Source organism: Microbacterium sp. LWH12-1.2 (genome assembly GCF_040675825.1).
In the GTDB taxonomy this organism is placed as follows: Bacteria; Actinomycetota; Actinomycetes; order Actinomycetales; family Microbacteriaceae; genus Microbacterium.
The window spans coordinates 3174880-3200504 of record NZ_JBEGIJ010000001.1; the positions used below are offsets into that span (position 1 = coordinate 3174880).

Consider the following 25625-nt stretch of genomic DNA (forward strand, 5'->3'; position numbering starts at 1 on the left):
TGCCCGACGGGCGGACAGCATCCGACAGCGTGGCCATGGGGCGGATGCCGGTGGGCTGAGCCGCCCGGTGTCAGCGCGCCGAAAGCCGACGGATTTCGGCAGCGTACGAATCGAGCACCTCGAAGATGCCGCGATGCTCCCAGACTCGGCTGCGAGCCCTCCCCGTGGTCTCGGTGAGGACGCCGCGCGCGGTGAGAGTGTCCAGCGCGCGCAACGCTGCCATCTCCCCGAAGCCGAGCTCGCTCATCAGGTACTTCGTGTTCACCGCAGGCTGGCCGACGAGAGCAGGAAGGACTCTCCACGCTGCTGCATCCGCTCGAATGCTCTGCATCTTCGCGCGGGCATCCTCAAGCTGGACCACGAGGTCGTCGACGAGTTTCGTGCCCGTGGACGCGGCGACTCGACTCGCTGAAGCGAACTCCCGGATGATCGGACCGGCGTCGCCGGCGCGGTAGGCGGTGAGCGCCGCGAAGTAACGCTCGGTGTTGACCAGGAGCCCCGCTGAGATGGGTACCGCGGTGGAGTCGACGAGACCCTTGTTGCGCAGGATCGATTGCGCGAGCGCCCTGCCAGTGCGGCCGTTTCCATCCGTGAACGGGTGGATGGTTTCGAACTGGGCGTGCGCGGCGGCGACCTGGACGAGTACCGGAACGTCGTGACGCTTGACGAAGCGCACGAGGTCGGCAATCGCACCGGGGATGCGGTCGTGATGCGGTGCGACGAAATCGGCCATCCGAGGGCCGGCCTCACCGGGGCCGATCCACACCTGCTCGGCGCGGAATCGGCCGGCATCATCCTTGGCGAAGTTGCGCTGGTGGAGCATCAGCGCCTTATGCATGGCGAGGATCGACTCCTCGCTGATGTCGTCAGCCAGCTGGAGTGCCGCCTCCATCGCTCGGACGTTGCCGATGACCGTGAGGGCGTTGGCCTTGTCGCCCTCGTCGATCTCGGCGAGGGCGAGCTGCTTCGCGGATGTCGTGAGCTGCTCGATCTGGGAGCTGGATGCCGACTCGGTGCGCAGCAGGATCGCCGTCATCGGGCCGAGGGCCGGATTGTCGGTGCCGAGAACGCGTTGTGCGTGCGTGTCGAACTCCACCACTTGACGGGTGGCATCTTCGATATCGGCGGAATCCTCAGCGTTGATGCGGGGAGTCCAGTCCGCAATGGGCGCCGTGATCGCCGCCTCATACGAGCCCGTCTGGCGGTCCACCTCCGCGCGCGAGTGCATCGCGGGCGCGCCAGGCTTCCAGTCGAACGTCTCATACGAGATCTGATCGACCGGAATGCGAATGTCGGCCGTAGGTGTGGGCACAAACCCATGTTACCAACACTTAAGGGGATAAGTGTTGGTAAGCAACGCGGTAGCCAACAGAAGCGAGCGCCTCGGCGCCGGCGGACTCAGTCCTTCTTCGTGCGCCTCGGCGCCGCAGATCGCGGCGGGTTGGCGCGCAGATGCCCGCTCACCTGTGTCATCACCCGCGCGAGCGTGTCGACATCGCCCTCCTCCAGCGACGCGAAAAGCATGCTGCTGACGACCTCGATGTGCCCGGGGAACACAGCTGCAAGAACCGCGCGGCCCTCGTCGGTGATCGTCACGATGGTGCTGCGTTCGTCGTCAGGCGAGGGTGCGCGCGTGATCAGCCCGCGCCCCTCGAGCAGCTGCGCCTGATACGTCAGGCCGCTGCGGCTGTAGACGACGCCGTCCGCCAGGTCGGTCATCCGCTGGCTGCCGTCCGCAGCGTCGCCGAGTCGCGCGAGCAGCTGGAACTGCACGTAGCTGAGCTTTCCGACCTCGCGCAGCTGCGTCTCGACCGCGTGCCGCAGCAGGCTGCTCACCTCGGTGAACGCGAAGTAGGCGGCGAGCTCCTGCGGGGTGAGCTGCGGGGCGGGTGTCGTCATGAGTCCAGTATACGTGTTGCTTCAAATTCGAAGCAGTGCTACCTTCGGGTTAATGCTTCGAATTCGAAGCACCCGATGAGAGGAAAAGACATGAAGGCAGTACGGTTCCACGAAGTGGGCGGCCCCGAGGTGCTCCAGTACGAGGAGATCGAGCAGCCGGTCCCGGCGTCAGGGCAGGTGCGAGTGCGCGTCGCAGCATCCGCGTTCAGTGCCGCCGACAACGGCATGCGCGCAGGGTTCCTGCCGATTCCGCTGACGCTGCCGCACGTGCCGGGGTACGACGTCTCCGGCACCGTCGACGCGATCGGCGAGGGCGTCGAGGGCTTCGCGCTGGGTGACGCGGTGATCGGCTTCCTGCCGATGGGCGAAGACGGCGGAGCGGCCGAGCATGTGCTCGCACCGGCGAATGCACTCGTGCCGGCGCCCACCCGCGTCCCGCTCGCGGATGCCGCCGCGTTCCCGTCCGTCGCACTGACCGCCCGGCAGGCGCTGTTCGACGACGGCGGACTCGAGGCCGGTCAGCGCGTACTCATCGTCGGCGCCGGTGGTGTCGTGGGCAAGTACGCGATCGCTCTCGCCAAGCGCGCCGGCGCGTACGTCATCGCCACAGCGAGTCCCCGGAGTGCGGATGCCGTCCGTGCAGCCGGTGCCGACGAGATCATCGACCACACCGAGGTCGACGTGCTCGACACGGTCGCCGAACCCGTGGATCTTCTGCTCAACCTCGCGCCCATCGAGCCGGCCGAGTTCACCGCCTTGGTGAGCCTCGTCCGATCCGGGGGAGTCGTCGTGAGCACCACCGCCTGGATGCCCGCTCCCGACGATGCCGAGCGCAACGTGCGCTCTGTCGTCGTCTACGTGCGCAGTGACGTCGAGAAGCTCGCCGAGCTGGTGTCGCTCGTTGACAGCGGCGATCTGCGCGTGGAGGTCACGCGTCGGATTCCGCTTACCGAGCTGAGGGCGCTCCACGCCGAGGCGGCGCAGGGGCGGATCCCTGGCAAGGTCATCGTGATCCCTTGACTCGGCGACGCCCGATGCAGTCGAGCGTGGTCACCCTCGTCCGTTCTCGGCGAGGGTGACCTGCTCTTTGCGATGGAGAGGATCAGCCGAGCATGAGCGAGTGCGGGTCCGTGGGCGAAACGCGAAACGGCAGAACCGACCCCGGCTGCCAGTTCGACAGAGCGCCGTCGGCGATCAGCGTCTGGTAGCTCGTGCGGTAGGCGTCCTGGCCCTCGAGCTTGAGATCGAGCTCCACGGCATAGATCGGCGTGGTCTCGACAACTGCGCCGGTGGGCGCAAGGCTCACCACGGTGCCGGAGCCTCGCAGCATGGTCTCGAACGCGGCCATGTTCGCGAAGGGGTTGGCCGTGGCGGCTCCGTGCGTGCCGTGCGGGGCGTTCGGGTCGTAGGCCGTGTACTGCTCGGCGAGGTCGGCCGAGTGCTTGAGGTTCGCCGCATAGTCGGTGTTCATGGTCTGCTTCGCACCGGCCTTCATCAAACGACCGATGTCGCCGAAGATGCCCATGCTCAGCTCGTGAAGGCGATGTTCTGGGCGTCGGCCGGATCGACCTTGACGTCGTGCGTGCTTCCCACCGCGTAGTTGGCGATGAACATCGGTGCCACCATCTCGCGCTTCGATACGACGTACGGCGCACCGCCGGCGAGCGTCACTTCCACCTCGAGCTGGAACCACGGGTTGCCGGAAATGCGTTCACCGGTGTCGACGGCTGAGCGGATGACCGAGGTGCCGCTGTGACCGATGGCGATGATCCGGTTCAGTTCATTGCCGTAGGCGGTGAGCACCTCGCGGTCGGCATACATGTCGGCGCCGACGCTTCCGGCGTTCGCCATGGTGACGGGAGAACCGTCGGTGTAGCCGGCATCGCGCAGATGTTGATTGGCGAGTTCCTGCGCCGCTGCAGCCTGTGCGGCCCAGTCCTGCCCGCCGGTGGCTTTGTCCTTCATGCGATCGAAGAGGCCCATGGATCCCCATTTCAGGTATCGGCGCCTGCCACCCGGCCGGGAGAATCCCGACGGAATCGGCGCAAGCCCCCAGTTTGTCAACTCGCTTGGGGTAAGACAATCGGTTTGCGGATGAAATCTCTATGTCGAGTGTTTGACCGGAGGAGGGACGCCCTCGTCAAGCCCGGCAGGGCTCGCGGCGGCCAACCCTAGAATCGCGGGATGGATCCGTTCGAGGTTGTTGTGCACGGAGAGCGATTTCGAGTCAGCGAACGAATCCAACCTGACGGCACCATGAGTTACGACTTTTCATGGCTCAACGGCCCGGCCGGCGGCACATATGGGTTCACCGTGGCTCCGTCTTCTGGTCAGATCGCTGCGCCGGAACTCGTCACACAGGCGCGTCGGTTCGTCGAAGCGTTCTATGGGCCCGGCGGTATCGGAGAGACAGACTTCCCGAACCACTTGCCGGCCGACGCGGAGCGCAAAGACCCTGACCTGCCGTAAGCGAGCGTGGCCCTCTCAGGAGAGAAGGGAGTCTCCGATGAAGCCGTCTTCGGCGCATCCGGGCGGGATCGCGAAGACGGCGGAGCCGATGGGCACGGTCCACTCGTTGAGCAGGTCGAGCTCATCGAGTCGTCGCTGCATCGGGATGAACTGGCTTTCGATGTCGGCCTGGTAGGAGACGAAGATGAGCCCTGATTCGGAGACCTCTGCTCCGAGGGGACGTTCGTCGTAGTTGTAGCCGCGGCGGAAGATGCGCTCTCCGTCGTCACCGCGCGCTCGGCGGATATGGGCGAACTGCGGGATCACCGGGAACCCGATGGCGGTCTTCGCTTCGAAGTCCGGTTCGTCGAACTCATCCGTCCCCGTCAGCGGCGCCCCATTCGCGATGCTCCTTCCCACCGACGCGTCGCGTCCGCTCCGGTCGAGGCGGTCCCACTTGTCCAGGTCCATCCGGATGCGTCGGATCACTACTCCGGTGCCGCCGGCGAGCCAGCCATCCTCTGCCCAGACGACCTGGTCGAAGTCCTTCGTCCCCGGTTGCGGGTTGGTCGTGCCGTCGACCTGCCCGAAGAGGTTGCGCATCGTCGTCCCGGGTCGCTCGGTGCCGTATGCACGCCGGAATCCGTGCTGCGTCCAACGGATCGTCGCGAATCCGCGCGCATCTTTCAGGAGCATGCGCATCGCGTGCGCCACCGTGAGCGGGTCGTCGCCGTTCACCTGCAGCAGCAGGTCACCATCGGAGAACTCCGGCTGCAACCGGTCGACCCCGAACGCAGGAAGAGGGGCGAGCCAGCCCGGCCCCGGAACGGCAGCCCGGGCGACGAACCCGGGGCCGAACCCGAAGGTGACCGTCAGACGCGCGGGCGACAGCGCGAGCTCGGGTTCGGAGTCGGCCAACGCCGGTGTCCCCTGGGTGAGCCGCGCCGCATCATCGGTGAGGATCCGCATCAGACGGACGAGAGACGCCGCGTCGACGCCCTCGTGCAGATCCAGCCCGACGAAGATCCCGTGAGCCTGGGCGGCGGTGTCGACACCAGCCTGGTGGGTTCCGAAGAAGGGCACCTTCTCATCACCGTTCATGGGTGTCGAGGGTGCTGTGCTCTCGTTCGTGTCTGGACGGTTGAGCGCGAAGTCCACACCGATCGCCGCGGCCGCGCCGATCCCGGCGACAGCTCCTCCGAGGAGGAACTGCCGCCGGGTCGACCGACCGAGACCGGTGGGCGCGCCCTCAGCGGGCGCAGGCATCAGTGATCCATGCCTTCGTGGTCGTCGCTCTCCTCGTAGTTCTCGTTGGCACCCGAGTAGTCCTTCACCGGAGCGGTGAATTCGTAGGTCGAGTCATCAGAGAACGTCAGGGTGAAGGTGGCCTCGCTGCCCGCGACGAGCGGCCGCGCGAGGTCCATCAGCATGATGTGGTTCGCACCCGGCTCAAGGGCCAGCTCACCCCCGGCGGGAATGACGAATCCCCCCTCGATCTGTCGCATCACCATCTCTCCGGCCTCGTTCTCCACCGTCTCGTGCAGCTCGATCATCGACGAGGAGTCGGATTCGACGGAGACGACCGTCACATCCTCGTCACCGGTGTTCTCGAGCACCCCGAAGGCGGCGGACATGCCGTCAGGGGCGGACTTCACCCACGCGTCCTCGATCGTCACGACATCACCGGCAGGTTTCGAATCCTCGGATGCCGGCGCAGCCGTTGTGGCGCAACCGGTCAGAGCGAGCAACGAGACGGCCAGCAGCGCCGCGGCGCGAGGGAGGGTCTGGGAAGTGTTCATCGTGTAGTGCCTTTCAGATATGTTCTGCCGCGTCATCGCCGGGTTCCGGCGGTGCGGCTGTCGCCTTCCGGCGACGGAGGAATCGATAGAGGGCGAAGCCGGCGGCAGCGATCGCTGCGCCGCCTGCCCCGACGAGCAGCATCCGAACGACGCTGCTCGATTCGTCTGCGATCTGATCTGTTGCGGCGACGTCACTGTTCGTCGCGCTGTCGCTGTTCCCGGCGGTGACCATCGGAGCAGCGTCGCCGATCGTGAACGGGATCGCCCCCGAGATGGGATGCCCGTCTTCGGAGACGACCTGCCACCGCACCTGATAGCCCGCGACCGGCATGCCGGCTTCGAGCTGCGCGGTCACCGTGCGTCCATCGACGACGATCTCTCCCGAGACCCAGTCGCGTCCTGATGCATCGACGACCATGACCACCGCCCCCGTCATCGACGCATCGAGGACGATGAGATCGCCCGTGAACGTCATCACGACCTCGTCGGGAGCGGTCTCCAATGCTTCGCCTTCTGCCGGCGTGCTGGAGGCCAATTGGTCGTGGGCGGATGCCGGTACCGCCGTCGCCAGCACGGCGATCAGGACCACCGCCAACCCGGCACCGATTCGGCGCAATAAGGACATGAGAAAGCCTCTCGTCGGGCGCCGACGGGCGACGCCAACGGTTGTTCAGAAGCCCAGGGCACGCAGAGCGCCCGGGCGGGAACACACCGGTGTCAGACGAGAACCGGTGCGGATCAGATCGCGTGAGCCGCAGGCGGGGCGCGACCCCGAAGAGTCGCCAGTATCCGCGACTCGAGAGGGCGCGTGCGGTCCAGCGCCAGGCCGAGATCGCGCACGTCGAGGAGCTCGGGCGAGCCCAGCACAGCATCCACGCGACGGCGCACCCAGAGAACGGCCTGGATGGCGAGCTCACGAAGAGCGAGCAGCATCCGCTCCCCACGATGCGCGATGGCAACAGTGGCGATTGCAGCCAGCAGGTGCCCGAACCACATCGTGCCATCCGCGACAACGGCCTCCGTCATGCCGGCACCGCCGGGCAGGACGATGGGAGCGCCGTGCACGTGACCGACTGCGATTCCGGAGGGCTCGATCATGCCGAGAACGAACAGGACGTGGAACAGGAGCTGGCTGATCGCGACAGAGATGCTCAAACGGATGACGGAGAGCTTCCGTCCCGCGAGCAGCACGCACACCATGAACGAGAAGATCCAGGGCACCACGATGCCCAACGGGCCGGGCATCTGCCCGCCACCCGTCACGTGACCAGCCAGTGCGGCGAACGTCGCCAGCGACGCCGCCGAGAAGCCGCGCAGAACGGCAGGCATCCTCGACGGGGTCATGTCACCATCTTCCCATCAGCGCTGCGGTGACCCTGACTCCCCGCCTACTCGAGGGCAGACGCGGCTTTCTCGTCAGACAATGCGGTCGGCCCTATTTCGGAGAGTCTTCAGCGTGTTGGTCGGTAGCCTGCCGGTCGCGATCGATGGCGTCCGCGAGCATGCTCCCACCACTGCGCAGCAGGGCACGTCGCCACGGTACGACGCCCTCGATCTCGATCTGGATGGAGATCGACAGGACGGTCCGGATCAGGACGATCAGGCCGAGGACCAGCGCACTCTCGATGGATGGCTTCGACGTGATCGTGCGGATGAGGTCGGCGGCGACGAGGATCTCCAGTCCGAGCAGAATCGCTGAGCCCAGGGCATTGCGCACCACCGCGAACGCCTTCCGGCCACTCTCGCCGCGCCGAAGCGAGCGCACGCCAAGCACGACCGCGATCGCGAGCCCGACCACGATGGCGCCTGCGCCCAGCGCCTCGAACCCGATGGCCACAGCTGTGAAGGCATCCTCGATTTGCATGCGGCCAGCTTAGAGGCGTCCTCCTCGGGCGGGACCGGTGCGGTGCGGGGGATCGAGCCTCGCGGCCTCGGCCTGGTCAGGCCTTCTTCACGAGGCTCGATTTCAGCAGCATGGCTCCGAATCCATCAACCTTGCAGTCGATATCGTGCCCGTTCACGGGGTCGATGAGGCGGATGTTGCGGATTTTCGTTCCGGCCTTGATGCCCTGCGGAGAGCCTTTCACTTTGATCGAGGACGTGACCACGACTGTGTCTCCGTCGGCGAGCACGTTGCCGACCGCGTCTTTCACGACGAGGCCTTGCGGGGCAGTCTCGTTGTCTGACGGCGTGGACGCGGCCCATTCGAATCCGCACAGCGGGCAGACGTAGAGCGTGCTCATTTCGTAGGTGTGCTCACCGGAGCAGGAAGGGCAGAGAGGAAGGGCGTCGACCATGCTCTCCACGATACCGCGGCATGATGAACTCATCACACCGCGAGGCGGGTGAGGTCAGCCGAGGATGTGGCGGGGGAGCCATCCTTCGCGTCCGTCACGGGTGCGGCACCAGGATTGCCCGGTGTGCGGGTCGTCGACGACGACGGTGACGCGGTCACCCTCGGTGGCATCGAGTTCGCTGGTGTCGTAGGCGAAGCGGATGACGGCCGTGGGGCGGTCGTTCGTGAGGTGGCGTGCGGGTACCCATCCGTGCCCGTCGGCGGTGAGGACGAACTCGAATCCTTGGCGTGGGTGATCGGCGGAGCCGACGTGGACATGGTCCCCGCGGCGGAGCTGGATGGGTTTCCCAGTCGGTGACTGATATGTGCAGGTCAGGGTGGCGCGGCGCACGTGCGGAAGCTCGCGGTGCAGTGTGGTGGGGTTAGCGTCGTTCACGGGAGGGAAGGATGAGCAGGGGGATCATCCAGGCCAGGGCAATGCAGAGCAGGCCGCCGATGAAGACAAGTGCCTGCCCGGTTGCGGCGGAGAACGCGGTGCCGAGGAGCCAGATCCCGAACAGCAGCAACCCTAGGGTGAGGGTGAGAGCGAAGGCGTTCTTCATCGCAAGTCCAATCATGCAGCGGTGCGAACAAGAAATGTGTATTTCCATCATATGATGGATTCATCAAACTGGAGGTGTTCTTGTGGCGGAGACGTGGGGTGCGCAGCGTCCGTTGTACGAAGTGAAGGCGAACCTGTTCAAGGGGCTCTCGCATCCGGTGCGGGTGCGGGTGCTGGAGGTGCTGTCTTCACAACCGGAGACCTCGGTGGCCGACCTGCTGGCTGATACGGGGCTGGAGGCGTCGCATCTGTCGCAGCACCTGTCGGTGCTCCGTAAGCATCACCTTGTTTCAGCCGAACGTCGAGGAAGCCTGGTGTTCTACCGGGTGGCGCATCCACAGGTCGTGGATCTTCTCGGCGCCGCCCGCGCTTTGCTGACCGAGGTGCTGTATTCGACGCAGCAGCAGCTGGTATCCGCCGCGTCCCTTCCCGACATTTCGCGCCCCGGCACGGCGTAACAGATCCCAGGGTCGCACCGATGACTCGAGGACTGGCCGGGCTGCTGCCCCGGTGGGCGGACTACCGGGAGGTCCCGCGGTCGTGGCGGCGAGATCTGCTCGCCGGCGTGACGGTCGGCGTCGTGGCGCTGCCGCTCGCTTTGGCATTCGGGGTGTCCTCGGGTGCTGGTGCCGCCTCCGGTCTGGTGACCGCAATCATCGCCGGGGTCATTGCGGCCGTCTTCGGTGGGTCCAACGTGCAGGTCTCCGGCCCCACTGGGGCGATGGTCGTCGTTCTCGGCCCGGTGATCGCGACTCACGGGATCACCGTTCTCCCCCTGGTGTGCGTGATGGCTGGGGCTATCGTGCTCCTCGCGGGGATGCTGCGCCTGGGGAACGCGGTGACTTTCATCCCGTGGCCTGTCATCGAGGGCTTCACGCTGGGGATCGCGGTCATCATCTTCCTGCAGCAGATCCCTGCCGCTCTCGGGGTGGTCGCCGGCCACAGCAGTAACGCCGCTATCGCAGCCATCGAAGCAGCCGGGACGGTCGATCTGGGCCCGATGTGGTGGTCGCTGGCCGTCGCAGCTGGGGTCGCGGCGATCATGGTGCTGGCCCCGAAACTGCACAGGGCTCTCCCCGGTTCGATCATCGCGATCATCGTGGTCACCGTGCTGGTTGTGATGTTCCGGGTTCCGGTGCCGACGATCGGGGAACTCCCCACATCGCTGCCCGCCCCGATCCTCCCGATCGGGGATCCAGCGACGGTGCTGGCGCTGGTGGGGCCGGCATTCACGATCGCGGCTCTCGCGGCGATCGAGTCGCTTCTGTCCGCACGAGTCGCCGCCTCGATCTCCGACACCGGCCCGTATGACGCCGACCGGGAACTCGTCGGCCAGGGCCTCGCCTCCCTCGGATCCGGGCTGTTCGGGGGGATGCCTGCAACGGGCGCGATCGCTCGCACGGCGGTGAACATCCGCTCCGGCGCCCGCACCCGCCTCGCGGCCATCGTCCACTCCCTGATCCTGTTGATCGTCGTCTACGTCGCCAGCACCGTTGTCTCGATCATTCCCCTTGCTGCCCTGTCGGGGGTGCTGATGGTGACCGCAATCCGGATGATCTCCCTCACCACCGTCCGCACGATCCTCCGCTCCACTCGCTCCGACGCGGCTGTATTCGTGATCACCGCGGTGATCACCGTAAGCGTCGACCTCATCTACGCCGTTGGGATCGGCATCCTCGCCGCTGCGTTCTTCACCTTGCGCCGCCTCGCGAACTCCGCTGGCGTCCACCGGGAAGAACTTCCCCCGCCCGCGGAGCCTGGGGATGAACGCATCGCTGTGTTCCGCCTCGACGGGGCCCTGTTCTTCGGCGCGGCCGAGCGCATCGTCACCGGCATCGGGACCATCCAGAACGTGTCCGTGGTGATCCTGCGCCTCTCCGGCCTGCAGGTCCTCGATGCCACGGGCGCCCAGGTCCTCACCGAACTCGTCCACACCCTCGAGCGCCGCGGGATCACAGTCCTCATCAAAGGGATCCCGCCCGAACATCTGCAGCTCGCCACCCGCATCGGCGTGATCGCGTCCCTCCGTCACCACAACCACCTCTACACCGACCTCGCGCCCGCGATCGCCCACGCCCGCAGCCACATCCAGCGCGACATAGGTATCGACTCCAAGCCCGCCTGACGTCACGGACGGAAATGAGACGTGCGGCAGCGCGGGGGCATCCCTAGATTGGGTGTTCCGCGACGAAGGAGTGCCCCGTGCCCGAGATCCAGACCACGACCGCCGGCGATCAGCCGCGTCGCTCGTCCTGTCTCGGCCAGCGCGCGGAGGCCGGCTCGTCTCGTGTGAGCGCCGCCTGTCGATGTCGGCGAGTGAGCTGAGAGCCGCCCACCGTGATCGACGACGGCACGCGCACAGCCCAGCATCCATTCGACTCCCGGACCCGGTTCCATCTCGACCGCCCGGAGAGCCGCAAGTGGAGTCTGCACCCCGGACGCATCGGCGCCTGGGTGGCGGAGATGGACTTCGGCGTCGCCCCCGAGATCGCCGCGGCCATGCACCGCGCGATCGACGAGGAGAACCTCGGCTACCTCTCGCCCTCGGTGGCGGCGGAGCTCGGTGTCGCGACGTCCGACTGGATGCGCGACGAGTACGGCTGGACGGTCGATCCCGAGCGTGTGCACCCCGTCTCCGATGTGATGGCAGTGCTCCGCGTGGCCGTCGAGGAGTACGCGCCGGCCGGGTCTCCGGTGATCGTGCCGACGCCGGCGTACATGCCGTTCCTCTCGTACCTGCCCGCGATCGGGCATCCGGTGATCGAGGTTCCCGGTGTCGAGGTCGACGGACGCTGGCAGCACGACCTGCAGCGCATCGATGAGGCGTTCGCCGCCGGTGCGCGCACCCTCGTGCTGTGCAACCCGCACAACCCCACCGGCACCGTTGCGTCACGGGCCGAGCTGGAAGCCATCGCCAAGATCGTCGAGCGGCACGGCGGCCGGGTGTTCGCCGACGAGATCCACGCGCCGCTGCGGTTCGACGGGCGGCCGTTCATCCCGTACGCGTCGGTGTCGGATGCGACCGCTGCGCACACCGTGACCGGCACGAGTGCGTCGAAGGCGTGGAACATCCCGGGGCTCAAGACCGCGCAGCTGATCACCTCGAACGACGCCGACCAGGAGCTCTACCGCGGGTTTGGATTCTCGGTGCAGCATGGGGCGGCGACGCTGGGCGTGGTGGCGTCGACCGCCGCGTACCGGCTGGGCAAGCCGTGGCTCGACGGGGTTCTTGCGTACCTAGATGGATCGCGGTCGCTGCTCGGATCGCTGGTCTCGGAGCATCTCCCGGGTGCGGTGTATCGAGCGCCGGAGGCGACCTATATCGGGTGGATCGATACGAAGGCGCTCGGGATCGATGGACCGCCGGCGGAGTTCTTCCGCGAGCAGGCGGGCGTCGTGCTCACCGAAGGACGGCTGCTCGGGCGCGGGTATGAGGACTATGTGAGGGTCGTGTTTGCTACGCCGCGGCCGATTCTGGAAGAGGCGGTTGCGGCTATGGGGGCGGCGCTGCGGCGTCGCTGAACTGGATGCCGCTGGCTATGCATAATGCAGCAGACCCGGTGTTCGGATGAAGGGGCCGAGTTGTGGCGACAGCCTCGGTTGTTCCCTCTATGCGGCGAGCATGGAGTACCTGCGCCAGATGCTCTCGGTGCAGGTGACGCCGTAGCGTCCGCCGTCGAGCGAGTGGTCAGCGATCTTGCGCGATGTCCTCGCCCTTGATGCCCTGAACCGATGAGTTGAAGCGCGCGCACACGTACGTCAGCTTCGACCAGTCGACCTTGGCCCATGGTTCACCTCGATTGTGCGTCACCTGGACGCGGTCACGGACGGCAGGAGGCCGATAGCATGTGCGAATGAGCAACGCCGCCGAGGAACTGCACACGCTGTTTTCATCCTGGAGGCAAAGGGTTGCTGAGCAGCCCGGAGTGACAATGTCTGCCGTTCTCACCCCCGCCGACGAGGGGATCGAGGAGATCCGTAGGGCATTCGCCCTGATCGAGATCCTGTCTGGACAACTGCGCTTCTTGGCCAGTCGGAACTACCGCGTCGCGGTGCATCAACGTCACCTGAGGGTCTGGGCGCGGGTTCCGCTGATGCTGCAGTTTGGTTGGGGTACCCAAGTGAGTCATCCCGACCATGTGCTGGCTGAGGCCGCACTTGACCAACTCGAAAGCCTCAGCTCGTTCCTCGATGACAAGGTACTTGCTTTCGATGATTCGCGGATTCCGTCGCTACGGAGCCTCATGGATCAAGCTGACGTCTTGCTCACGGGTGACACCGAGATGGATTCGGCATTGATGTCGTACCTTCGGCGACTGATCGCTGAGATCAGGTATGCGCTTGACGACGACGTCGCGGGCCGAACGTTTGATTACACGGCCGCAGTCGAGCGCCTCCGTGTTGCATTTCAGGCAGCGGCGGAGGCATCGACGTCCGAGCGAAAGCGCGGTTGGCGGGGCCTGGTCCAGCAGATCTTCGTTGGCGTCACGAGCGGCGGACTGGTCGAGGGCGGCGCTGCGCTCGCCGCGATAACGATCGGCTAGCGCCGGAGCCCCGGCGACCACTCGCGAGGGCCGGCCTTGGCTTTGGGCGGAGCAATCAACATCTACGTTCTGACGTTCTCGTTTCGTGAACAAATGCACGCCAATCGATGGCAGCATTTCAGCGCCTCCGTCTCCGTGGCGCTTTGGACGCCGTGCTTTCGAGGCGCGTGATCGCCGTCCGGACGACTCTCGCTGACTGCCTCCCACAGGGCCGTACCGGTCAGTCGCAGGCGATGCCATCTCCATCCCGGTCGAGATCATAGATGTCGCTGCCGACGATGCGAACCGGGCCCTGAACGTAATCGGGGCCGTTGCCGCTGCCACCAGCGCAGTCCACGTCGCTGGATATTGGAACACACGCGTCCGCGTAGTTTGAATCGCAGTCTCCGCCGCCCTGTTGCGCGAATGGCACGGGCGCCGCGACGGGTGCCTTGCTGCCGATGGCGGTCACTTCGTTCACTGGCGCCGTTTGCACGACCTCTTTGATGACTTCGCGGGAGATTTCGGTGCCGTCGACCATCGTCACTCGATAGGTGATGACTTTGAGGCCGTTCACTCCGGCAGTGACCAGAGCGTTCGTACCCTGGTCAAGCAGAGGGTCATCGACGGTCGTCAATTCGAACGGCAGGGGCACTTCCTCGGTTGCCACCCCGAATGTCGTGGGAGTCGGCGTCGGAGTGGGCTTCGAGGTCGATGTCGGAACGCTCACGAAGGTCTGAGGATCGGATGCGGTTGGCCCGTCGGTACTGCCGGTGTTGGCGCTGGCGATGCCACCGCCCGTGACGAGCAACGCCGCAACTCCTAGCGCAGCAAGGCCTGATGCTCGAGATCGAAGCCCAAGTGCTGGCACTGGTCGTGAAAACAGTACGAACAAGGCGACGCCGATAACCGCGATGGCTGCGAGCCCGATCGCGACCGGAGACAAGCGTGCGAGGAGCCCTCCGACGACGAGCGATCCGACGATGATTCCGGCGGTGCGCCAGCCGGTTCGAGGCTTCGTAGGTACTTCTGGCGCGGCCTGCTGGAGCGGCGAAGACACGGCGACAGCTGGTGCCGGTGCCGTTGTGCTCGTCCACTGAGTGCCGTCCCACCACCGCAACTGGCCCGGATTCTGCGGATCGGGATGCCAGGCGGCAGGCGGCTGGGACATGTGGTGCACCTCTCGGGTCGAGGCGACGAATCGCAAGCGCGGCAGTGCGCCTCTGCTGTGTCTATCGCTTCGAGTGTCCCCTGACAAGCGCGAGTCTTCAGAAATGGACCCAACAGCTGCGACGCGCTCAGCTTAGGAGCGTACGCAACCGTTCACGCAACCCCAGATCGCACACGTACACGTAGGTTCCGAGCATCCCGCGCGTCAGCAGCACCCCGTAGATGTTCCGGATGAAAATGAGCAGGTCTTCGTCGGAGAATGCGCCCTTGAGGTGCCCGGTATTCTCCTTGCCCTTCTTGTCGCGGTAGTTCTCCCAATCGGCAACTATCAGGCCGGACGAGGGATCCACGCGCAAATCCGCGCCGACGATCACACCCGCGTAGTTCAGGTCGTACCCCTGCACGGTGTGGATTGAACCGACCTCCTCCAGCGCCCCGGGAGAGTTGATCCAGTCCTTGTCCGTGCTGTTCCAGCGCATCTGCTCACCGTCGAGCTCGATGTCGAACGCCGCGGGGTCTCGTCGAGATACCCAATCCCACGCATACCCGGCGACGAGCCGTGAAAGCCCGACCTCGGCATCCTTCTCACGGATCGCCGCTCGCATCTCGCCCAGGTCGTCGAAGAAGCGCAGGTCATACTCGCCGAGATCAGGCCGAGCGGCGTCCTCGCCCCGGAGCAAGGCGCGAACGAACTCCACGTAGTCCGCGCCGGCCTGTACTCGCATCTGCGTGGTCAGGCGATAGTGGCGATGAGCATCCTTCGCCGCCCGTAGTTCGGCGGCGAGCAGCGTCGGCGACAGGTCATGCGGACGCACACTCTGCTCACCGTCGACGAGCAACAGCTGATGCTTGGAACGCGCCTTGATCCAGTCGAGCTGGGTGTAGCGCTGATCATCCGCTCCGTAAAGCGCGGTGTTGATGTCGCGGAACTTCTTGTTCTGCACACCCGACGCCTGGTTCGCGCGCTGTCCGAGCCGGTGCGTCTCATCGACGAGCACTAGGTCGAACGTCTCAGAAGACTCACCGATCTGGAACGGCGTGAGCACCATTTTCGGGTCCAGCTTCGGGGTCTTTCGGAATACCTTCCGCACCGACTCGCGCAGCGATTGCTGCGGGATGACCAGAGCCATCCGCAGGTTCTTCAATAACTCGCGGTTCTCAGGCACGAAGAACTCCGAGAACATCGAGTCCGGTTCGACGTCCTCGTGATCCTGGTAGTCGCGGATGTCGGCGAGCAGCTTCATGAGGAAGATCGCGATGATCGTCTTGCCAGTTCCCGGATTGCCCTGGACGACAAGCGTCGATCTCGCATTCGGATGCTGCAGGTCCTCGAGTAGGCCCTCCACGATATCGGTGATCGCAACTGCCTGGTCGTCTGTCAGCGCTTTGAAGGGCGAGAGCTTGAACAGATCAGAATTCTCGATCTGCGGGATGCTGCGCGAGAAGAGACCCTCAGCGCGGAGCGCCTCGAAGACGTCGCGGAACGATTCGCGGTAGAGGTCGCGGTCGTAGTACTGCGCGTTGCTGAGCCCGTCATTGCCGTTGAGGATTTCGTACCGGCCGTCGCCGTGGAACCAGCGGATGAGATGGGCCTCGAGGTCGAGGCACACTGACTTGTTGAACTTCTGGTCGATGACGACCCGGACGGACTCAAGTCCTTCGTTCTTCTTCGAACCGGCGAGGTGCTGACGCATGCGCTTCTGCGCGCTGGTGGTCTCACCGACGTAGAGTCGGGGCGTCTTGGGCCGGGCAACGCCATCGATGACGTAGACGACGGGCCAGTCGCTGTGCTGCGGATTCGTCTTCGCCCATTCGTCGACGTGGCCGCGCCGGAACGGTAGACGATGGATGCTGAAGCCAGTCACTCCTGGTCCTCGACGAGTTCTGTGTACTTCGTCATGCGCCCTCTCGCGAGATCGACGGGGTACTTCTTTCCGGTGGACTCGAGCTTGCGCATGACGATCTCGTCGAGATCGACACCGATCTTGTTCGCCAGGTGGATGCAATAGGTGACGACGTCCGCCAGCTCTTCCTCGACGCGCTGCTGGTTGAAATCGGGGGACCACTGGAAGCACTCAAGTAGTTCGGATGCCTCGATCGAGATGCTCTTCGCCAGGTTCTCCGGCGAGTGAAACTGGTCCCAGTCCCGCTCGGCGACGAAGGCGCGGAGGGCGGCGAGAGTTGTGGGAGACGGCATGTGAGTGACGTTAGCAGCGACGAGTGACGTCACGATCAGGGAGAACACTCGGAGCGGAACGAAGGTCCTCAACGCCCAGCGAACAATCAGGACCCCCTTCCGAACTCGAAGTAACGACGTGGGGCCTGATGGCGGCTCGGATGGCGTGGTGAAATCAAAGAATGACCTCATCCCCGTTCAGGGTGCTTGAGGCCCACGCCATTGCGTCTGCCCCAGGCGATACCTTGAGCTCATGACCCGCGCGCGCTCGGAACAACAAGCTATCCGTGAAGACATTTTCCGCTGGCTTGACCTGCGACGGAATGCGGGCGCGTACGAGTTCAGCCGCGCCGAGCTGATCAATTACTCGTTCAACGGCGAGCGCATCCCGCTGCTCGACACCGGCCGCGGCATTCGAAATCCGGCCGACTTTGATTCGACTCTCACCATCATGACGAGTTCGAAGAAGACAGAATACTCGGACGGCATCAGCCCCGAAGGACTCGTTCGCTATTCGTATCAGTCGCGTGACGGTGGCGACAACGTGAAGCTGCGAAATGCCTACAACGATGCCGATCCCCTGGTCTATTTTCTTGGGGTGCGGGCAGGCTACTTTGTCGCCTTCTATCCGGCCTACGTCGTGCACGACGATCCTTCTCGACGCGAGGTGCACGTTGCGTTGGATGAGTCACTTCGGTTCTTCGATGATCCGCTGAATCTCAAAGAGACCGAACGGCGGTATGCCGAGAGACTGGTCAAAGCGCGGCTGCACCAACCGATGTTCCGTGCCCGCGTACTTCGTGCGTATGAAACGGCGTGCGCGATCTGCGAACTCAAGCATGCAGAGCTCCTCGATGCTGCGCACATCATCCCCGACTCCAATCTGGAGGGGGTCGCAGAGGTGACGAACGGGCTCGCCTTGTGCAAGATTCATCATGCTTCCTACGACCAGAACCTGTTAGGCATCACTCCTGACTACGAAGTACGGATCGACCGCGATCTTCTTGAGGAGGTCGACGGACCGATGCTCCGTCACGGACTGCAAGACATGCATGGGCGGTCTCTGATGTTGCCGAAGCGCAAAGCTGAGCATCCGTCCAAGGACAGGCTGGCGCAGAAGTATGCGTTGTTTGCCGCGTAGTTAGTCGCCGTGTTGTAGAAGGATTGCTTCGACCGTTGGCACGTCCGCCGGAGCCCAAGCCAAATGGCTGAGGTCTCGGAAGGGCACCCATCGGAGTTCAGCGTGCTCTGAAGCGTGTGGTTGTCCCGAGCGGATGGTCACGTAGAAGGTCGTCAACTCAATCGAGACCGTTTCATACGCGTGAGGCGTCGTCACGATCTCGACCCCGACGTCGATTTGGCAACCGAGCTCTTCAACAATCTCGCGACGTAAAGCGTCACTCGCGGATTCGCCGCTCTCGATCTTTCCGCCGGGGAACTCCCAGAGGCCCGCGAGATGCCGGCCGGATGCGCGTTGCGCCGCAAGAACGCTTCCATCGCGGATTATCACTGCACCGACGACAGTGATAGGTGGCCGACTAATCATGACGACGGCGCCTCCGCGGCTCGTTGAGCTGTGCAATTCACAAATGTGTTTGTGACGGTCAAGCTGCGGACTGAGATGCGATCATCGCGCACCGCGCGGTGGTCGAGTTGGTGCGCCAACGCTTCTTGCATGGTCCGATCATGGCGGATGCGAAGTGCCGAGGCGACACCGGCGGTGCGGCATTCAGCCGACACCTCCATATAGCCAGCCCCACCCCTAACCCGGTAGCCAGCAGGCTGGGCCCGCCCCTCCACACTTCGTAGCGTCGAACTATGAGCAGAGCGCCCCCACGTGCAGGTCGAGAAACCCGCCGATGAAGCCGGACTCATCGATTCGAACTCGCCTCACCTGCCCGTTGCAGAATGCACCAAAAGAAGGACTCACTCTTGTCTGGAATCACCTCAGTTCGCCGCATCGTCACCCGCTCGGCGGTCGCCGTCATCGCTGGCGCGGCCTGTTGCCTCGCCCTCACCGCCGGCGGTCTGCCCGGCGGTGTGAGCGCCGACCGTGGCGGCGTCAAGTCCATCATCAACGGCTCCCAGCCCACCGAGAAGTACCCGTTCATGGCCAGCATCCCCATCGAGGCTCCGCTCGCCGGCCTCAAGGGCGGCAATTGCGGCGCAGCGCTGATCGACGCGGAATGGGTGGTGACCGCCGCGCACTGCCTCGACGGGGAGATCGGATCGTTCGCCGAGGGGACTGTCCGCATCGGAAGCGAGAAGCGCACCTCCGGCGGAACCGTCCGCGACATCGCTCAGGTGTTCATGTCGCCGGACTACGCGCAGGGCCAGCCCAACCAGAACGACATCGCGCTGGTCAGGCTCGACCGCCCGGTCAAGAACAAGCCGATCGCGATCGCAGAGGCCGCAGGTGCACCGGGGACAGACACGCGCATCCTCGGCTTCGGCATCACCAAGACCAACGAGGATCCTTCGAAGTGGAAGATGTCGAAGAAGCTCCGTGAGCTCGACACCGTCCGCGGCGACATCGCCGACTGCGGGCCCGGATACGCGGGAGACACCCGCCTGTGCACGCTCAGCCAGACCCCCGACGCGATGGCCTGCAACGGCGACTCGGGTGGTCCCCAGATTCAGCGCGGCAGCGCCGGCCGCTGGGAGCTGATCGGCGTCACCTCCGGGCCCGGCGCGCAGAGCCCGTCATGCGAAAAGGGCCCCGGCCTGTACACCGACGTGACCGCATACGCGGGCTGGATCACCGAGACCATCGCCGCCAACAAGTAATCACGGAACGGCCGGCGAGGATGCTCTTGCCGGCCGTTCACGCCTTCGCGGCGCCGGTCATGCTCGCGATGCCGTCCAGGATGCGATCGAGGCCGAACCGCCATGCGTGCCGCGCATCGTAGGCGGCGTTGTGCTCAGCGCCGGCCGCGCTGCCAATCGCGTCGGCGAGCGGAAAGCGCTGCGGCGTCACATGCGCGGCGAGCGCGGGGCCGGCGACCTGCCACCACTCGGGATCCGGCGCCACAGCCGCCGCGAGGTCGGCGGCCGACGAACGGGCGAAGCCGATGATGAGGCTGAGGCTCGCATCGGTGTCGACTGCAGAAAGACCCAGCGGTGTGATCGCGGCGAGCTCTCGTTCGTACTTGCCGATGACGCCGGGGCCGAGCGGCGGCGTCTCGGCGCGGATCGCGCCGAGCCAGGGATGGGCGAGATGCAGGTCGAGGTTGTCGTGGGCGAGGCGATCGAGCCGCGCCCGCCAATCCGGGTCGTCGTAGTCTCCGTGGCGCATCGCCGCAGTGACCTGATCCGCCATGAGCGCGACCAGCGTGGACTTGTCGGGGACGTACGAGTAGAGCGACATCGCCGAACTTCCCAGCGCCGTCGCCACGCCGCGCATCGAGACGGCATCCGCCCCCTCGGCATCCGCGAGTTCGATCGCGGCCGAAACCAGGCCGTCGACCGTTAACCGGGGCTTCGGCCCTCGTCTCGGCGCTGCCGTGCGCTCATGCCGCCAGAGCAGGGCGATCAAGCCGGGAATATCTTCGGTCATGTTCTCATTGTATCTAACTACGTACAGCGTACGTAGATCTATGAGAGGATGCTTCCCATGAACATCACCGAATCCGCAATCTCCCTCAACGTCGCCGACCCGGAGGCGTCCGGCGCCTTCCTGACCGAGCACTTCGGCTTCGAGATCGCCATGGCGGCCGACGGTTTCGTCTCGCTGCGGCGCGACGACGCCGGGTTCAACGTCATCTATCTGCGCACCGGGCTCGCGACCTTCAAGCCCGAAACGCATGCCGCCGCGGCGGGCGCCGGGCTGCTCGTCGTGTTCGTCGTCGACGACATCGACGCGGAGTGGGAGCGCCTGCAGAACCTCGTGCCCGTCGCGACCCCGATCGAGACGGAGCCGTGGGGCGAGCGCTACTTCCAGGTGCTCGACCCGAACGGCGTGCTGATCCAGCTCGTGCAGTGGGTCTGAGCCGGATGGCGTGAGCCAACCGGCAGAACTCGACGCGGGGTCTCGGCATCACGCCGGGCCCCGCGTCTTCGTTTCGGTGTCTACTGGACGCCTGTCGGTGCGCCCCGGTACTGTGCGGAAGCAACGACTCTGAAGGCGGGTTCATGAGCATTGCATTCCTGATCACCACTCTCGTGGTCGTCGCCACTCCCGGCACGGGCGCCGTCTATTCGATCGCCGCAGGTCTCTCGCGCGGCACGAAGGCGGGCATCGTTGCTGCATTCGGTTGCACGCTCGGAGTGATCCCGCACATGGTCGCCGCCATCACGGGACTCGCCGCGATCCTGAACGCATCCGCCGTCGCGTTCGAGACCATCAAGTGGCTCGGCGTCGCGTACCTGCTGTTCCTCGCCTGGCAGACGCTGCGCGACACGTCGGCCATCCAGGTCGACGAGGATGCTGCTCCGGTCTCGTTCTGGCGAGTCATCCGCACCGCTGTGCTCATCAACCTGCTGAACCCGAAGCTGACGATCTTCTTCTTCGCGTTCCTGCCCCAGTTCGTGCCGGCCGGTGCCGCGAACGGAACCTGGCAGATGGTGGGGCTCAGCCTGGTATTCATGGCGCTCACCTTCATCGTGTTCGCCATCTACGGAGTGTTCGCCGCGACGATGCGCGCCCAGGTCATCAGCCGCCCCAAGGTGATGACGTGGCTTCGTCGCACCTTCGCCGCGACCTACGTTCTTCTCGCGGGCCGCCTGGCGATCGAGAGCCGCTGACCGCGCACGCTCTCTTAGGCTCGAGACATGAGCGATGACGTCCGCAATGTAGAGACCGCCCTGTCCACGATCTCCGAGCACTGGCAGCCGCACCGCCTCACCAGCGTCAACGACTACGACGTCAAGGTTGTGAAACTGCAGGGGGAGTTCGTCTGGCACACCCACCCCGACACCGACGAACTGTTCATGGTGATCCGCGGCGAGCTGACGATCCAGCTCCGTGATCGCGACGTCGTGCTTGGTCCGAACGACATCTTCGTCGTTCCGAAGGGCGTCGAGCACTGCCCGAAGGCGGCCGAAGAGGTGCACGCGATCCTGTTCGAGCCGAAGGGCACCGTCAACACCGGCGATGCCGGCGGCGACATGACGGCGCAGCTCCGCGAGTTCGACGAAGACGGGCCCGAAATGCCGTGACATACAATCGCGGGAACGAAGGGCGCTAGGCGGAGATCCGGCCCGAGTGCTGAAGGAGGGCTCAGGATGATCGGCAAGACGATCGGCAAAATGTTCGGCGGGAAGTTGGACAAGTTGTTCGACTCGGTGAACAACGACAAGGGCGTGATGGAGCAGCTCAGGCCCGACCTGAGTCGGGACTCGCTCGGCGTCGGGCCCGACTTTCCGGGCGTCACCCCGAATCCCGTCATGAGCAGCGATGCCCGCGCGCGCAATGCCGAACTGCGCGCGGGGACGCTTGCGCTCGGCGTTCTCGTCGACTGGCGCGAGGTCAACAGCAACCCACGCCTGGTCCTGATGCTCGACGTCGAGACCGCCGACGGCCTCTCGTTCCGCGGTATCGCAGACGAAGCCTTCACGATCACCGGGCTCACCCGACTCGCCCCAGGACAGACGATGCCCGTGCGCTACCGGCCGGCCGTCATGGACCACTACGTCGCCCTTGCCCGCGACGCGGATCCGGCCGAGGTGCAGCTGCTCACCGACAGGATCGCGAGCCGCAAGCGGGCCTGATCCGAAGGTCTTTCGGAGCCCCGCGTCAGGAGGCGATGCGGTCGCGGCGCTCCGCGCCGGCGGCATCCGTCCCGATCTCCGCCCACACCTCATCGAGCGACAGGCCCAGCACCCCGGCGATCGCTGCAACGGTCGAGAACGCGGGCGTGGCCACGCGGCCCGACTCGATCTTGCGCAGCGTCTCGGGCGATACGCCGGCATCGAGGGCGACCGTGAGCATGGAGCGCTCGCCGCGGGCCTGGCGCAGTACTGCGCCGAGGCGCTCGCCGCGCTCGACCTCGGCGGGCGTGAGGGGAAGCCTGACCATCATGATGCCTATTGTAATCCCGGGATAGTATTACCGGGATAGTTATTGGTGCGACGAGAAGGCAATCATGATCGAGATCCTCAATGCGGCAGAGCTCACCCGGGCGCGCGACGCCGGTGCCCTCGTCGCCGACATCCTGCAGACGCTGAAGAGTCGCAGTACCGCCGGCACGAACCTCCTCGATCTCGACCGATGGGCGAAGGAGATGATCGGCGCTGCCGGCGCGGAATCCTGCTACGTCGACTACGCGCCCTCGTTCGGCCGCGGGCCGTTCGGCCACTACATCTGCACGGCGGTCAACGATGCGGTGCTGCACGGGATGCCGCACGACTACGCGCTCCGTGACGGCGATCTGCTCACGCTCGACCTCGCCGTCTCGTTGCGAGGGATCGCCGCCGACTCGGCCGTCAGCTTCGTCGTCGGCTCCGCGTCGGCACCGGCCGATCTCGCCATGATCGATGCGACCGAGCGTGCGCTCGCCGTGGGAATCGCCGTCGCGCGGCCGGGCGCGCGCATCGGAGACATCTCGCACGCGATCGGGTCGGTGCTGAGCTCGGCGGGGTATCCGATCAACATGGAGTTCGGCGGCCACGGCATCGGAACGACGATGCACCAGGATCCGCACGTCGCCAACGACGGGCGCCCCGGTCGCGGATACCGGTTGCGCGCCGGGCTGCTGCTCGCCCTCGAACCCTGGCTCATGGCCGACACCGACCGGCTCGTCACCGACGCCGACGGCTGGACGCTGCGAAGCGCGACAGGATGCCGGACCGCACACAGCGAGCACACCATCGCCATCACCGATGACGGCGCCGAGATCCTGACCCTGTGGAGGTGACACGGACCTCGGCGCCGGCATCCATCGGAGCTCAGACCAGTTCCAGCACCGGCCCTTCGTGCACGGCCCGATAGATCGTGTTGCGGATCGCGTTGGCCTGGTCGGAGGTGAGTGTGCGGTCGATGGGACGCAGAACGATCCGCAGCAGAAGATTGACCTGACCGTCTCGAGTGCCCAGGCGGGATCGCGCCGCCACCGGAAGTTCCTCGTGCGTGGTACGGCTGAGCACATCGACGGATTCGATGACATCCGCGTCGTCTCCCAGTGCGGTGCGGATGCGGTCGCCGAGCGTCTCCTCGTCTTCCGCTGACGGCATCACGACCGAGATGTCGCGTCGAGATGCGGGGAGCGGGGAGACGTGCTGCCACGGTTCCAGGGTGAGCATCTGGGTGGCGATGCGCGGGTCTTCCGACCGGAGGTAGCGGATGTCGGGGATGCCCTTGCGCAGCATGAGCGCTCGTTCCAGCCCCATGCCGAGCGCAAGGCCGGACCACCGTTCGGGGTCGAGGCCAGACCCGCGCAGCACCTCGGGATGAATGCGTCCGCATTCGGCGAGCTCGAGCCATTCGCCGTCGTGGAGCACGTCGATCTGCCGCCCGCCGACGGTGTACGGGTGGGTGGCATCGGTCGTCTTCCACTCGGCGCCCGGAAGCACCGCCTGAACCAGGCGCTCGATCATCGTGATCATGTCTGCGTCATCGGTCTCGGGAGTACTGCGGATGCGCCAGAGATCCACCTGGTGCGGCTCGCCCACGTGGCTGCGGTCGACCTGGTCACGCCGGTAGGCGAGACCAGGGGTCACGATCAGCTCATCGACCTCGCTTCGTCCCGCGTAGTCTTCGAGGGCACGCGGGAGGTCGGCGCTCGTGTGACTGCGCAGCATCACGGTGGGGCTGATGTAGCGGGTGTAGCGACGAGCGCGAGTGACGTCTCCGGCGTCGTAGCCGAGGCGGTCGTAGTTCTCGCTCACCGGCACGATCGGGGTCGACCTCACGTAGCGGACGGTGTTGCCCCACTCGGACTGCAAGGCGGTCGCCACCGATCCGAGAAGGGCCTGGATGGCGTGCGCACCTTGCGCGGGGTTGGTGAGGTCGCGCAGGTTCAGTGCGCGGTGGAGCTGGGCAGGGGTCAGATAGTCGTGCGACATGGAGGTCTCCGAAACGATTGCAGGTGGCGAAAGAGTGGGGATTCCCCCGGCCGCACCTGCGGAGACCGACTGCGCTACGAGCGCACGTCTAGGACCCCGCGGCCATAACCCGGCCGGGGGTGCAAAAATCGCTGCTGCCAATGCACGACACCAGAGTACATCCGCACCAGTGATCCGATGCGCGCGCGATCAGCCCTCCCTTTCGGCCGCACCCGCGCCTAGAGTGTGTGCCATGAACCGTGCAGCGACGCTCGAATGGACGCAGGTCGACCTGGCCCGTCGCAGCGAGGTGACGGCGCAGCGGGTGACTGCGATCCTCGTGGCGCTGTTGGGTATCGGCGGGTTCGCACTGACTGTCCGGATGATCTTCGACTGGTGGGGGGTCGTGCTGGTGTTGCTCGGCTGCCTGATCATCGTGGCGCTCGGCGTCGGTCTTTGGCTCAACGCAGACGTCAACGCCGTGGCGGCCGCGAAGCTCAAAGAGGTCGGAACCACGGTCTCGTTGCCCGTGGTCGCGGCGTACGAGACGACCGATGAGAGCATTCGCTACCAACTTCAACTGCGGGTGCCGTCTGATGAGTTCGTCACGCACGCCTGTGGCCAGCCCGGGTGCGTGGCTGCAGCCCGCACCGCACCGGACTCAGAGGTGCCCGTGCTGCTGAACGAGTCGACGAAGACCTGGGGTGTCATTCACGGCTCGCTCGAGCCGTGA

Annotated in this window: 33 protein-coding genes and 1 pseudogene; 14 read left to right on the forward strand and 20 right to left on the reverse strand. The window is 65.5% G+C overall.

What is annotated here, in order from left to right:
- Nucleotides 1–70: 70 nt before the first annotated feature.
- Nucleotides 71–1312 carry a Fic family protein gene (locus MRBLWH12_RS15150; protein ID WP_363550413.1) on the reverse strand — a complete coding sequence of 414 codons (1242 nt, stop codon included), beginning with the start codon at nt 1310–1312 and terminating at the stop codon, nt 71–73.
- Between the two features lie 86 nt (nt 1313–1398).
- Nucleotides 1399–1899, reverse strand: a complete 501-nt coding sequence (locus tag MRBLWH12_RS15155) for a MarR family winged helix-turn-helix transcriptional regulator (RefSeq protein ID WP_363550416.1) — start codon at nt 1897–1899, stop codon at nt 1399–1401.
- Nucleotides 1900–1989: 90 nt separating this feature from the next.
- On the opposite strand from MRBLWH12_RS15155, the gene MRBLWH12_RS15160 reads away from it, so the two are divergent.
- Complete coding sequence (locus tag MRBLWH12_RS15160) at nt 1990–2919, forward strand: NADP-dependent oxidoreductase (RefSeq protein ID WP_363550418.1); 930 nt, start codon at nt 1990–1992, stop codon at nt 2917–2919.
- A gap of 82 nt (nt 2920–3001) precedes the next feature.
- Here MRBLWH12_RS15160 and MRBLWH12_RS15165 read toward each other — a convergent pair whose 3' ends face one another.
- Together MRBLWH12_RS15165 and MRBLWH12_RS15170 are read right to left on the reverse strand one after the other, a co-directional pair.
- Complete coding sequence (locus MRBLWH12_RS15165; protein ID WP_363550420.1) at nt 3002–3424, reverse strand: hypothetical protein; 423 nt, start codon at nt 3422–3424, stop codon at nt 3002–3004.
- Between the two features lie 2 nt (nt 3425–3426).
- Nucleotides 3427–3882, reverse strand: a complete 456-nt coding sequence (locus MRBLWH12_RS15170) for a hypothetical protein (protein WP_363550422.1) — start codon at nt 3880–3882, stop codon at nt 3427–3429.
- A gap of 201 nt (nt 3883–4083) precedes the next feature.
- Between MRBLWH12_RS15170 and MRBLWH12_RS15175 the strand changes: the two genes are divergently transcribed.
- The gene (locus MRBLWH12_RS15175) at nt 4084–4368 is read left to right on the forward strand and encodes a hypothetical protein (RefSeq protein WP_363550425.1); all 285 of its coding nucleotides are present in this window, start codon (nt 4084–4086) and stop codon (nt 4366–4368) included.
- A 15-nt stretch (nt 4369–4383) separates the two neighbouring features.
- On the opposite strand, the gene MRBLWH12_RS15180 is transcribed toward MRBLWH12_RS15175, so the two are convergent.
- The 8 genes from MRBLWH12_RS15180 to MRBLWH12_RS15215 all read right to left on the reverse strand — a co-directional run bounded on the left by MRBLWH12_RS15180 (nt 4384) and on the right by MRBLWH12_RS15215 (nt 9044).
- Entirely contained in the window at nt 4384–5613 is a 1230-nt protein-coding gene (locus tag MRBLWH12_RS15180; RefSeq protein WP_363550427.1) for a Dyp-type peroxidase, read from the reverse strand.
- Nucleotides 5613–6146 carry a copper chaperone PCu(A)C gene (locus MRBLWH12_RS15185; protein WP_363550430.1) on the reverse strand — a complete coding sequence of 178 codons (534 nt, stop codon included), beginning with the start codon at nt 6144–6146 and terminating at the stop codon, nt 5613–5615. Before MRBLWH12_RS15185 ends, MRBLWH12_RS15180 begins: the two co-directional genes overlap by 1 nt.
- Before the next feature lie 13 nt (nt 6147–6159).
- Entirely contained in the window at nt 6160–6771 is a 612-nt protein-coding gene (locus tag MRBLWH12_RS15190) for a copper resistance CopC family protein (protein ID WP_363550432.1), read from the reverse strand.
- Between the two features lie 113 nt (nt 6772–6884).
- Complete coding sequence (locus MRBLWH12_RS15195; RefSeq protein WP_363550435.1) at nt 6885–7490, reverse strand: hypothetical protein; 606 nt, start codon at nt 7488–7490, stop codon at nt 6885–6887.
- Nucleotides 7491–7581: 91 nt separating this feature from the next.
- Nucleotides 7582–8010, reverse strand: a complete 429-nt coding sequence (locus tag MRBLWH12_RS15200) for a DUF1622 domain-containing protein (protein ID WP_363550437.1) — start codon at nt 8008–8010, stop codon at nt 7582–7584.
- A gap of 76 nt (nt 8011–8086) precedes the next feature.
- Nucleotides 8087–8443: a zinc ribbon domain-containing protein YjdM gene (locus MRBLWH12_RS15205; RefSeq protein WP_363550439.1), complete on the reverse strand. Its 357-nt coding sequence runs from the start codon at nt 8441–8443 to the stop codon at nt 8087–8089.
- Nucleotides 8444–8497: 54 nt separating this feature from the next.
- The gene (locus tag MRBLWH12_RS15210; protein WP_363550441.1) at nt 8498–8878 is read right to left on the reverse strand and encodes a hypothetical protein; all 381 of its coding nucleotides are present in this window, start codon (nt 8876–8878) and stop codon (nt 8498–8500) included.
- Nucleotides 8865–9044 (reverse strand): hypothetical protein, encoded by a 180-nt coding sequence (locus MRBLWH12_RS15215; RefSeq protein ID WP_341976441.1) that lies wholly within the window; start codon nt 9042–9044, stop codon nt 8865–8867. The genes MRBLWH12_RS15210 and MRBLWH12_RS15215 overlap by 14 nt, the downstream gene beginning before the upstream one ends.
- Nucleotides 9045–9126: 82 nt before the next feature.
- Here MRBLWH12_RS15215 and MRBLWH12_RS15220 point away from each other — a divergent pair, with 82 nt between their 5' ends.
- The 4 genes from MRBLWH12_RS15220 (at nt 9127) to MRBLWH12_RS15235 (ending at nt 13587) form a co-directional block, all read left to right on the forward strand.
- The gene (locus MRBLWH12_RS15220; RefSeq protein WP_363550443.1) at nt 9127–9501 is read left to right on the forward strand and encodes an ArsR/SmtB family transcription factor; all 375 of its coding nucleotides are present in this window, start codon (nt 9127–9129) and stop codon (nt 9499–9501) included.
- Between the two features lie 20 nt (nt 9502–9521).
- Nucleotides 9522–11168 carry a SulP family inorganic anion transporter gene (locus MRBLWH12_RS15225; RefSeq protein ID WP_363550445.1) on the forward strand — a complete coding sequence of 549 codons (1647 nt, stop codon included), beginning with the start codon at nt 9522–9524 and terminating at the stop codon, nt 11166–11168.
- 212 nt (nt 11169–11380) lie between these two features.
- Nucleotides 11381–12565, forward strand: coding sequence for a MalY/PatB family protein (locus MRBLWH12_RS15230; RefSeq protein ID WP_363550447.1), 1185 nt, complete (start codon nt 11381–11383; stop codon nt 12563–12565).
- Nucleotides 12566–12897: 332 nt separating this feature from the next.
- Nucleotides 12898–13587: a hypothetical protein gene (locus MRBLWH12_RS15235; protein WP_363550449.1), complete on the forward strand. Its 690-nt coding sequence runs from the start codon at nt 12898–12900 to the stop codon at nt 13585–13587.
- A 220-nt stretch (nt 13588–13807) separates the two neighbouring features.
- Here the strand turns inward: MRBLWH12_RS15235 and MRBLWH12_RS15240 are convergent, their stop codons facing one another.
- The 4 genes and pseudogenes from MRBLWH12_RS15240 to MRBLWH12_RS15255 all read right to left on the reverse strand — a co-directional run bounded on the left by MRBLWH12_RS15240 (nt 13808) and on the right by MRBLWH12_RS15255 (nt 16933).
- On the reverse strand, nt 13808–14626 hold the full coding sequence (locus MRBLWH12_RS15240; protein WP_363551384.1) for a G5 domain-containing protein: 819 nt from the start codon (nt 14624–14626) through the stop codon (nt 13808–13810).
- Nucleotides 14627–14638: 12 nt separating this feature from the next.
- Nucleotides 14639–14737 (reverse strand): annotated as a pseudogene (locus MRBLWH12_RS15245) (DUF2510 domain-containing protein); the annotation flags it as partial.
- 127 nt (nt 14738–14864) lie between these two features.
- A complete protein-coding gene (locus tag MRBLWH12_RS15250; RefSeq protein ID WP_363550452.1) occupies nt 14865–16601 on the reverse strand; it encodes a DNA/RNA helicase domain-containing protein in 1737 nt (578 codons plus the stop codon).
- A complete protein-coding gene (locus MRBLWH12_RS15255; RefSeq protein ID WP_363550454.1) occupies nt 16598–16933 on the reverse strand; it encodes a nucleotide pyrophosphohydrolase in 336 nt (111 codons plus the stop codon). Before MRBLWH12_RS15255 ends, MRBLWH12_RS15250 begins: the two co-directional genes overlap by 4 nt.
- Nucleotides 16934–17165: 232 nt before the next feature.
- Between MRBLWH12_RS15255 and MRBLWH12_RS15260 the strand changes: the two genes are divergently transcribed.
- Nucleotides 17166–18053 carry an HNH endonuclease gene (locus tag MRBLWH12_RS15260; RefSeq protein WP_363550456.1) on the forward strand — a complete coding sequence of 296 codons (888 nt, stop codon included), beginning with the start codon at nt 17166–17168 and terminating at the stop codon, nt 18051–18053.
- Here the strand turns inward: MRBLWH12_RS15260 and MRBLWH12_RS15265 are convergent, their stop codons facing one another.
- Nucleotides 18054–18458, reverse strand: a complete 405-nt coding sequence (locus MRBLWH12_RS15265; RefSeq protein ID WP_363551386.1) for a (deoxy)nucleoside triphosphate pyrophosphohydrolase — start codon at nt 18456–18458, stop codon at nt 18054–18056.
- A gap of 386 nt (nt 18459–18844) precedes the next feature.
- On the opposite strand from MRBLWH12_RS15265, the gene MRBLWH12_RS15270 reads away from it, so the two are divergent.
- Nucleotides 18845–19699, forward strand: coding sequence for a S1 family peptidase (locus tag MRBLWH12_RS15270; protein WP_363550459.1), 855 nt, complete (start codon nt 18845–18847; stop codon nt 19697–19699).
- A gap of 37 nt (nt 19700–19736) precedes the next feature.
- Here the strand turns inward: MRBLWH12_RS15270 and MRBLWH12_RS15275 are convergent, their stop codons facing one another.
- Nucleotides 19737–20468 (reverse strand): TetR/AcrR family transcriptional regulator, encoded by a 732-nt coding sequence (locus tag MRBLWH12_RS15275; protein WP_363550461.1) that lies wholly within the window; start codon nt 20466–20468, stop codon nt 19737–19739.
- Between the two features lie 57 nt (nt 20469–20525).
- Here MRBLWH12_RS15275 and MRBLWH12_RS15280 point away from each other — a divergent pair, with 57 nt between their 5' ends.
- From MRBLWH12_RS15280 to MRBLWH12_RS15295, 4 genes are all read left to right on the forward strand, one after another.
- Nucleotides 20526–20900: a VOC family protein gene (locus tag MRBLWH12_RS15280; protein WP_341976432.1), complete on the forward strand. Its 375-nt coding sequence runs from the start codon at nt 20526–20528 to the stop codon at nt 20898–20900.
- A 143-nt stretch (nt 20901–21043) separates the two neighbouring features.
- On the forward strand, nt 21044–21655 hold the full coding sequence (locus tag MRBLWH12_RS15285; RefSeq protein WP_363550463.1) for a LysE family translocator: 612 nt from the start codon (nt 21044–21046) through the stop codon (nt 21653–21655).
- Between the two features lie 27 nt (nt 21656–21682).
- Nucleotides 21683–22069: a cupin domain-containing protein gene (locus tag MRBLWH12_RS15290; RefSeq protein ID WP_363550465.1), complete on the forward strand. Its 387-nt coding sequence runs from the start codon at nt 21683–21685 to the stop codon at nt 22067–22069.
- Nucleotides 22070–22135: 66 nt separating this feature from the next.
- Entirely contained in the window at nt 22136–22621 is a 486-nt protein-coding gene (locus tag MRBLWH12_RS15295) for a hypothetical protein (RefSeq protein WP_363550467.1), read from the forward strand.
- A 25-nt stretch (nt 22622–22646) separates the two neighbouring features.
- Here the strand turns inward: MRBLWH12_RS15295 and MRBLWH12_RS15300 are convergent, their stop codons facing one another.
- Nucleotides 22647–22928: a helix-turn-helix domain-containing protein gene (locus tag MRBLWH12_RS15300; protein WP_363551388.1), complete on the reverse strand. Its 282-nt coding sequence runs from the start codon at nt 22926–22928 to the stop codon at nt 22647–22649.
- A 67-nt stretch (nt 22929–22995) separates the two neighbouring features.
- On the opposite strand from MRBLWH12_RS15300, the gene map reads away from it, so the two are divergent.
- Nucleotides 22996–23766 (forward strand): type I methionyl aminopeptidase, encoded by a 771-nt coding sequence (map, locus tag MRBLWH12_RS15305; protein WP_363550469.1) that lies wholly within the window; start codon nt 22996–22998, stop codon nt 23764–23766.
- A 31-nt stretch (nt 23767–23797) separates the two neighbouring features.
- Here map and MRBLWH12_RS15310 read toward each other — a convergent pair whose 3' ends face one another.
- Nucleotides 23798–24913 (reverse strand): hypothetical protein, encoded by a 1116-nt coding sequence (locus MRBLWH12_RS15310; RefSeq protein WP_363550471.1) that lies wholly within the window; start codon nt 24911–24913, stop codon nt 23798–23800.
- Between the two features lie 232 nt (nt 24914–25145).
- Between MRBLWH12_RS15310 and MRBLWH12_RS15315 the strand changes: the two genes are divergently transcribed.
- Nucleotides 25146–25625, forward strand: a complete 480-nt coding sequence (locus MRBLWH12_RS15315; RefSeq protein WP_363550474.1) for a hypothetical protein — start codon at nt 25146–25148, stop codon at nt 25623–25625.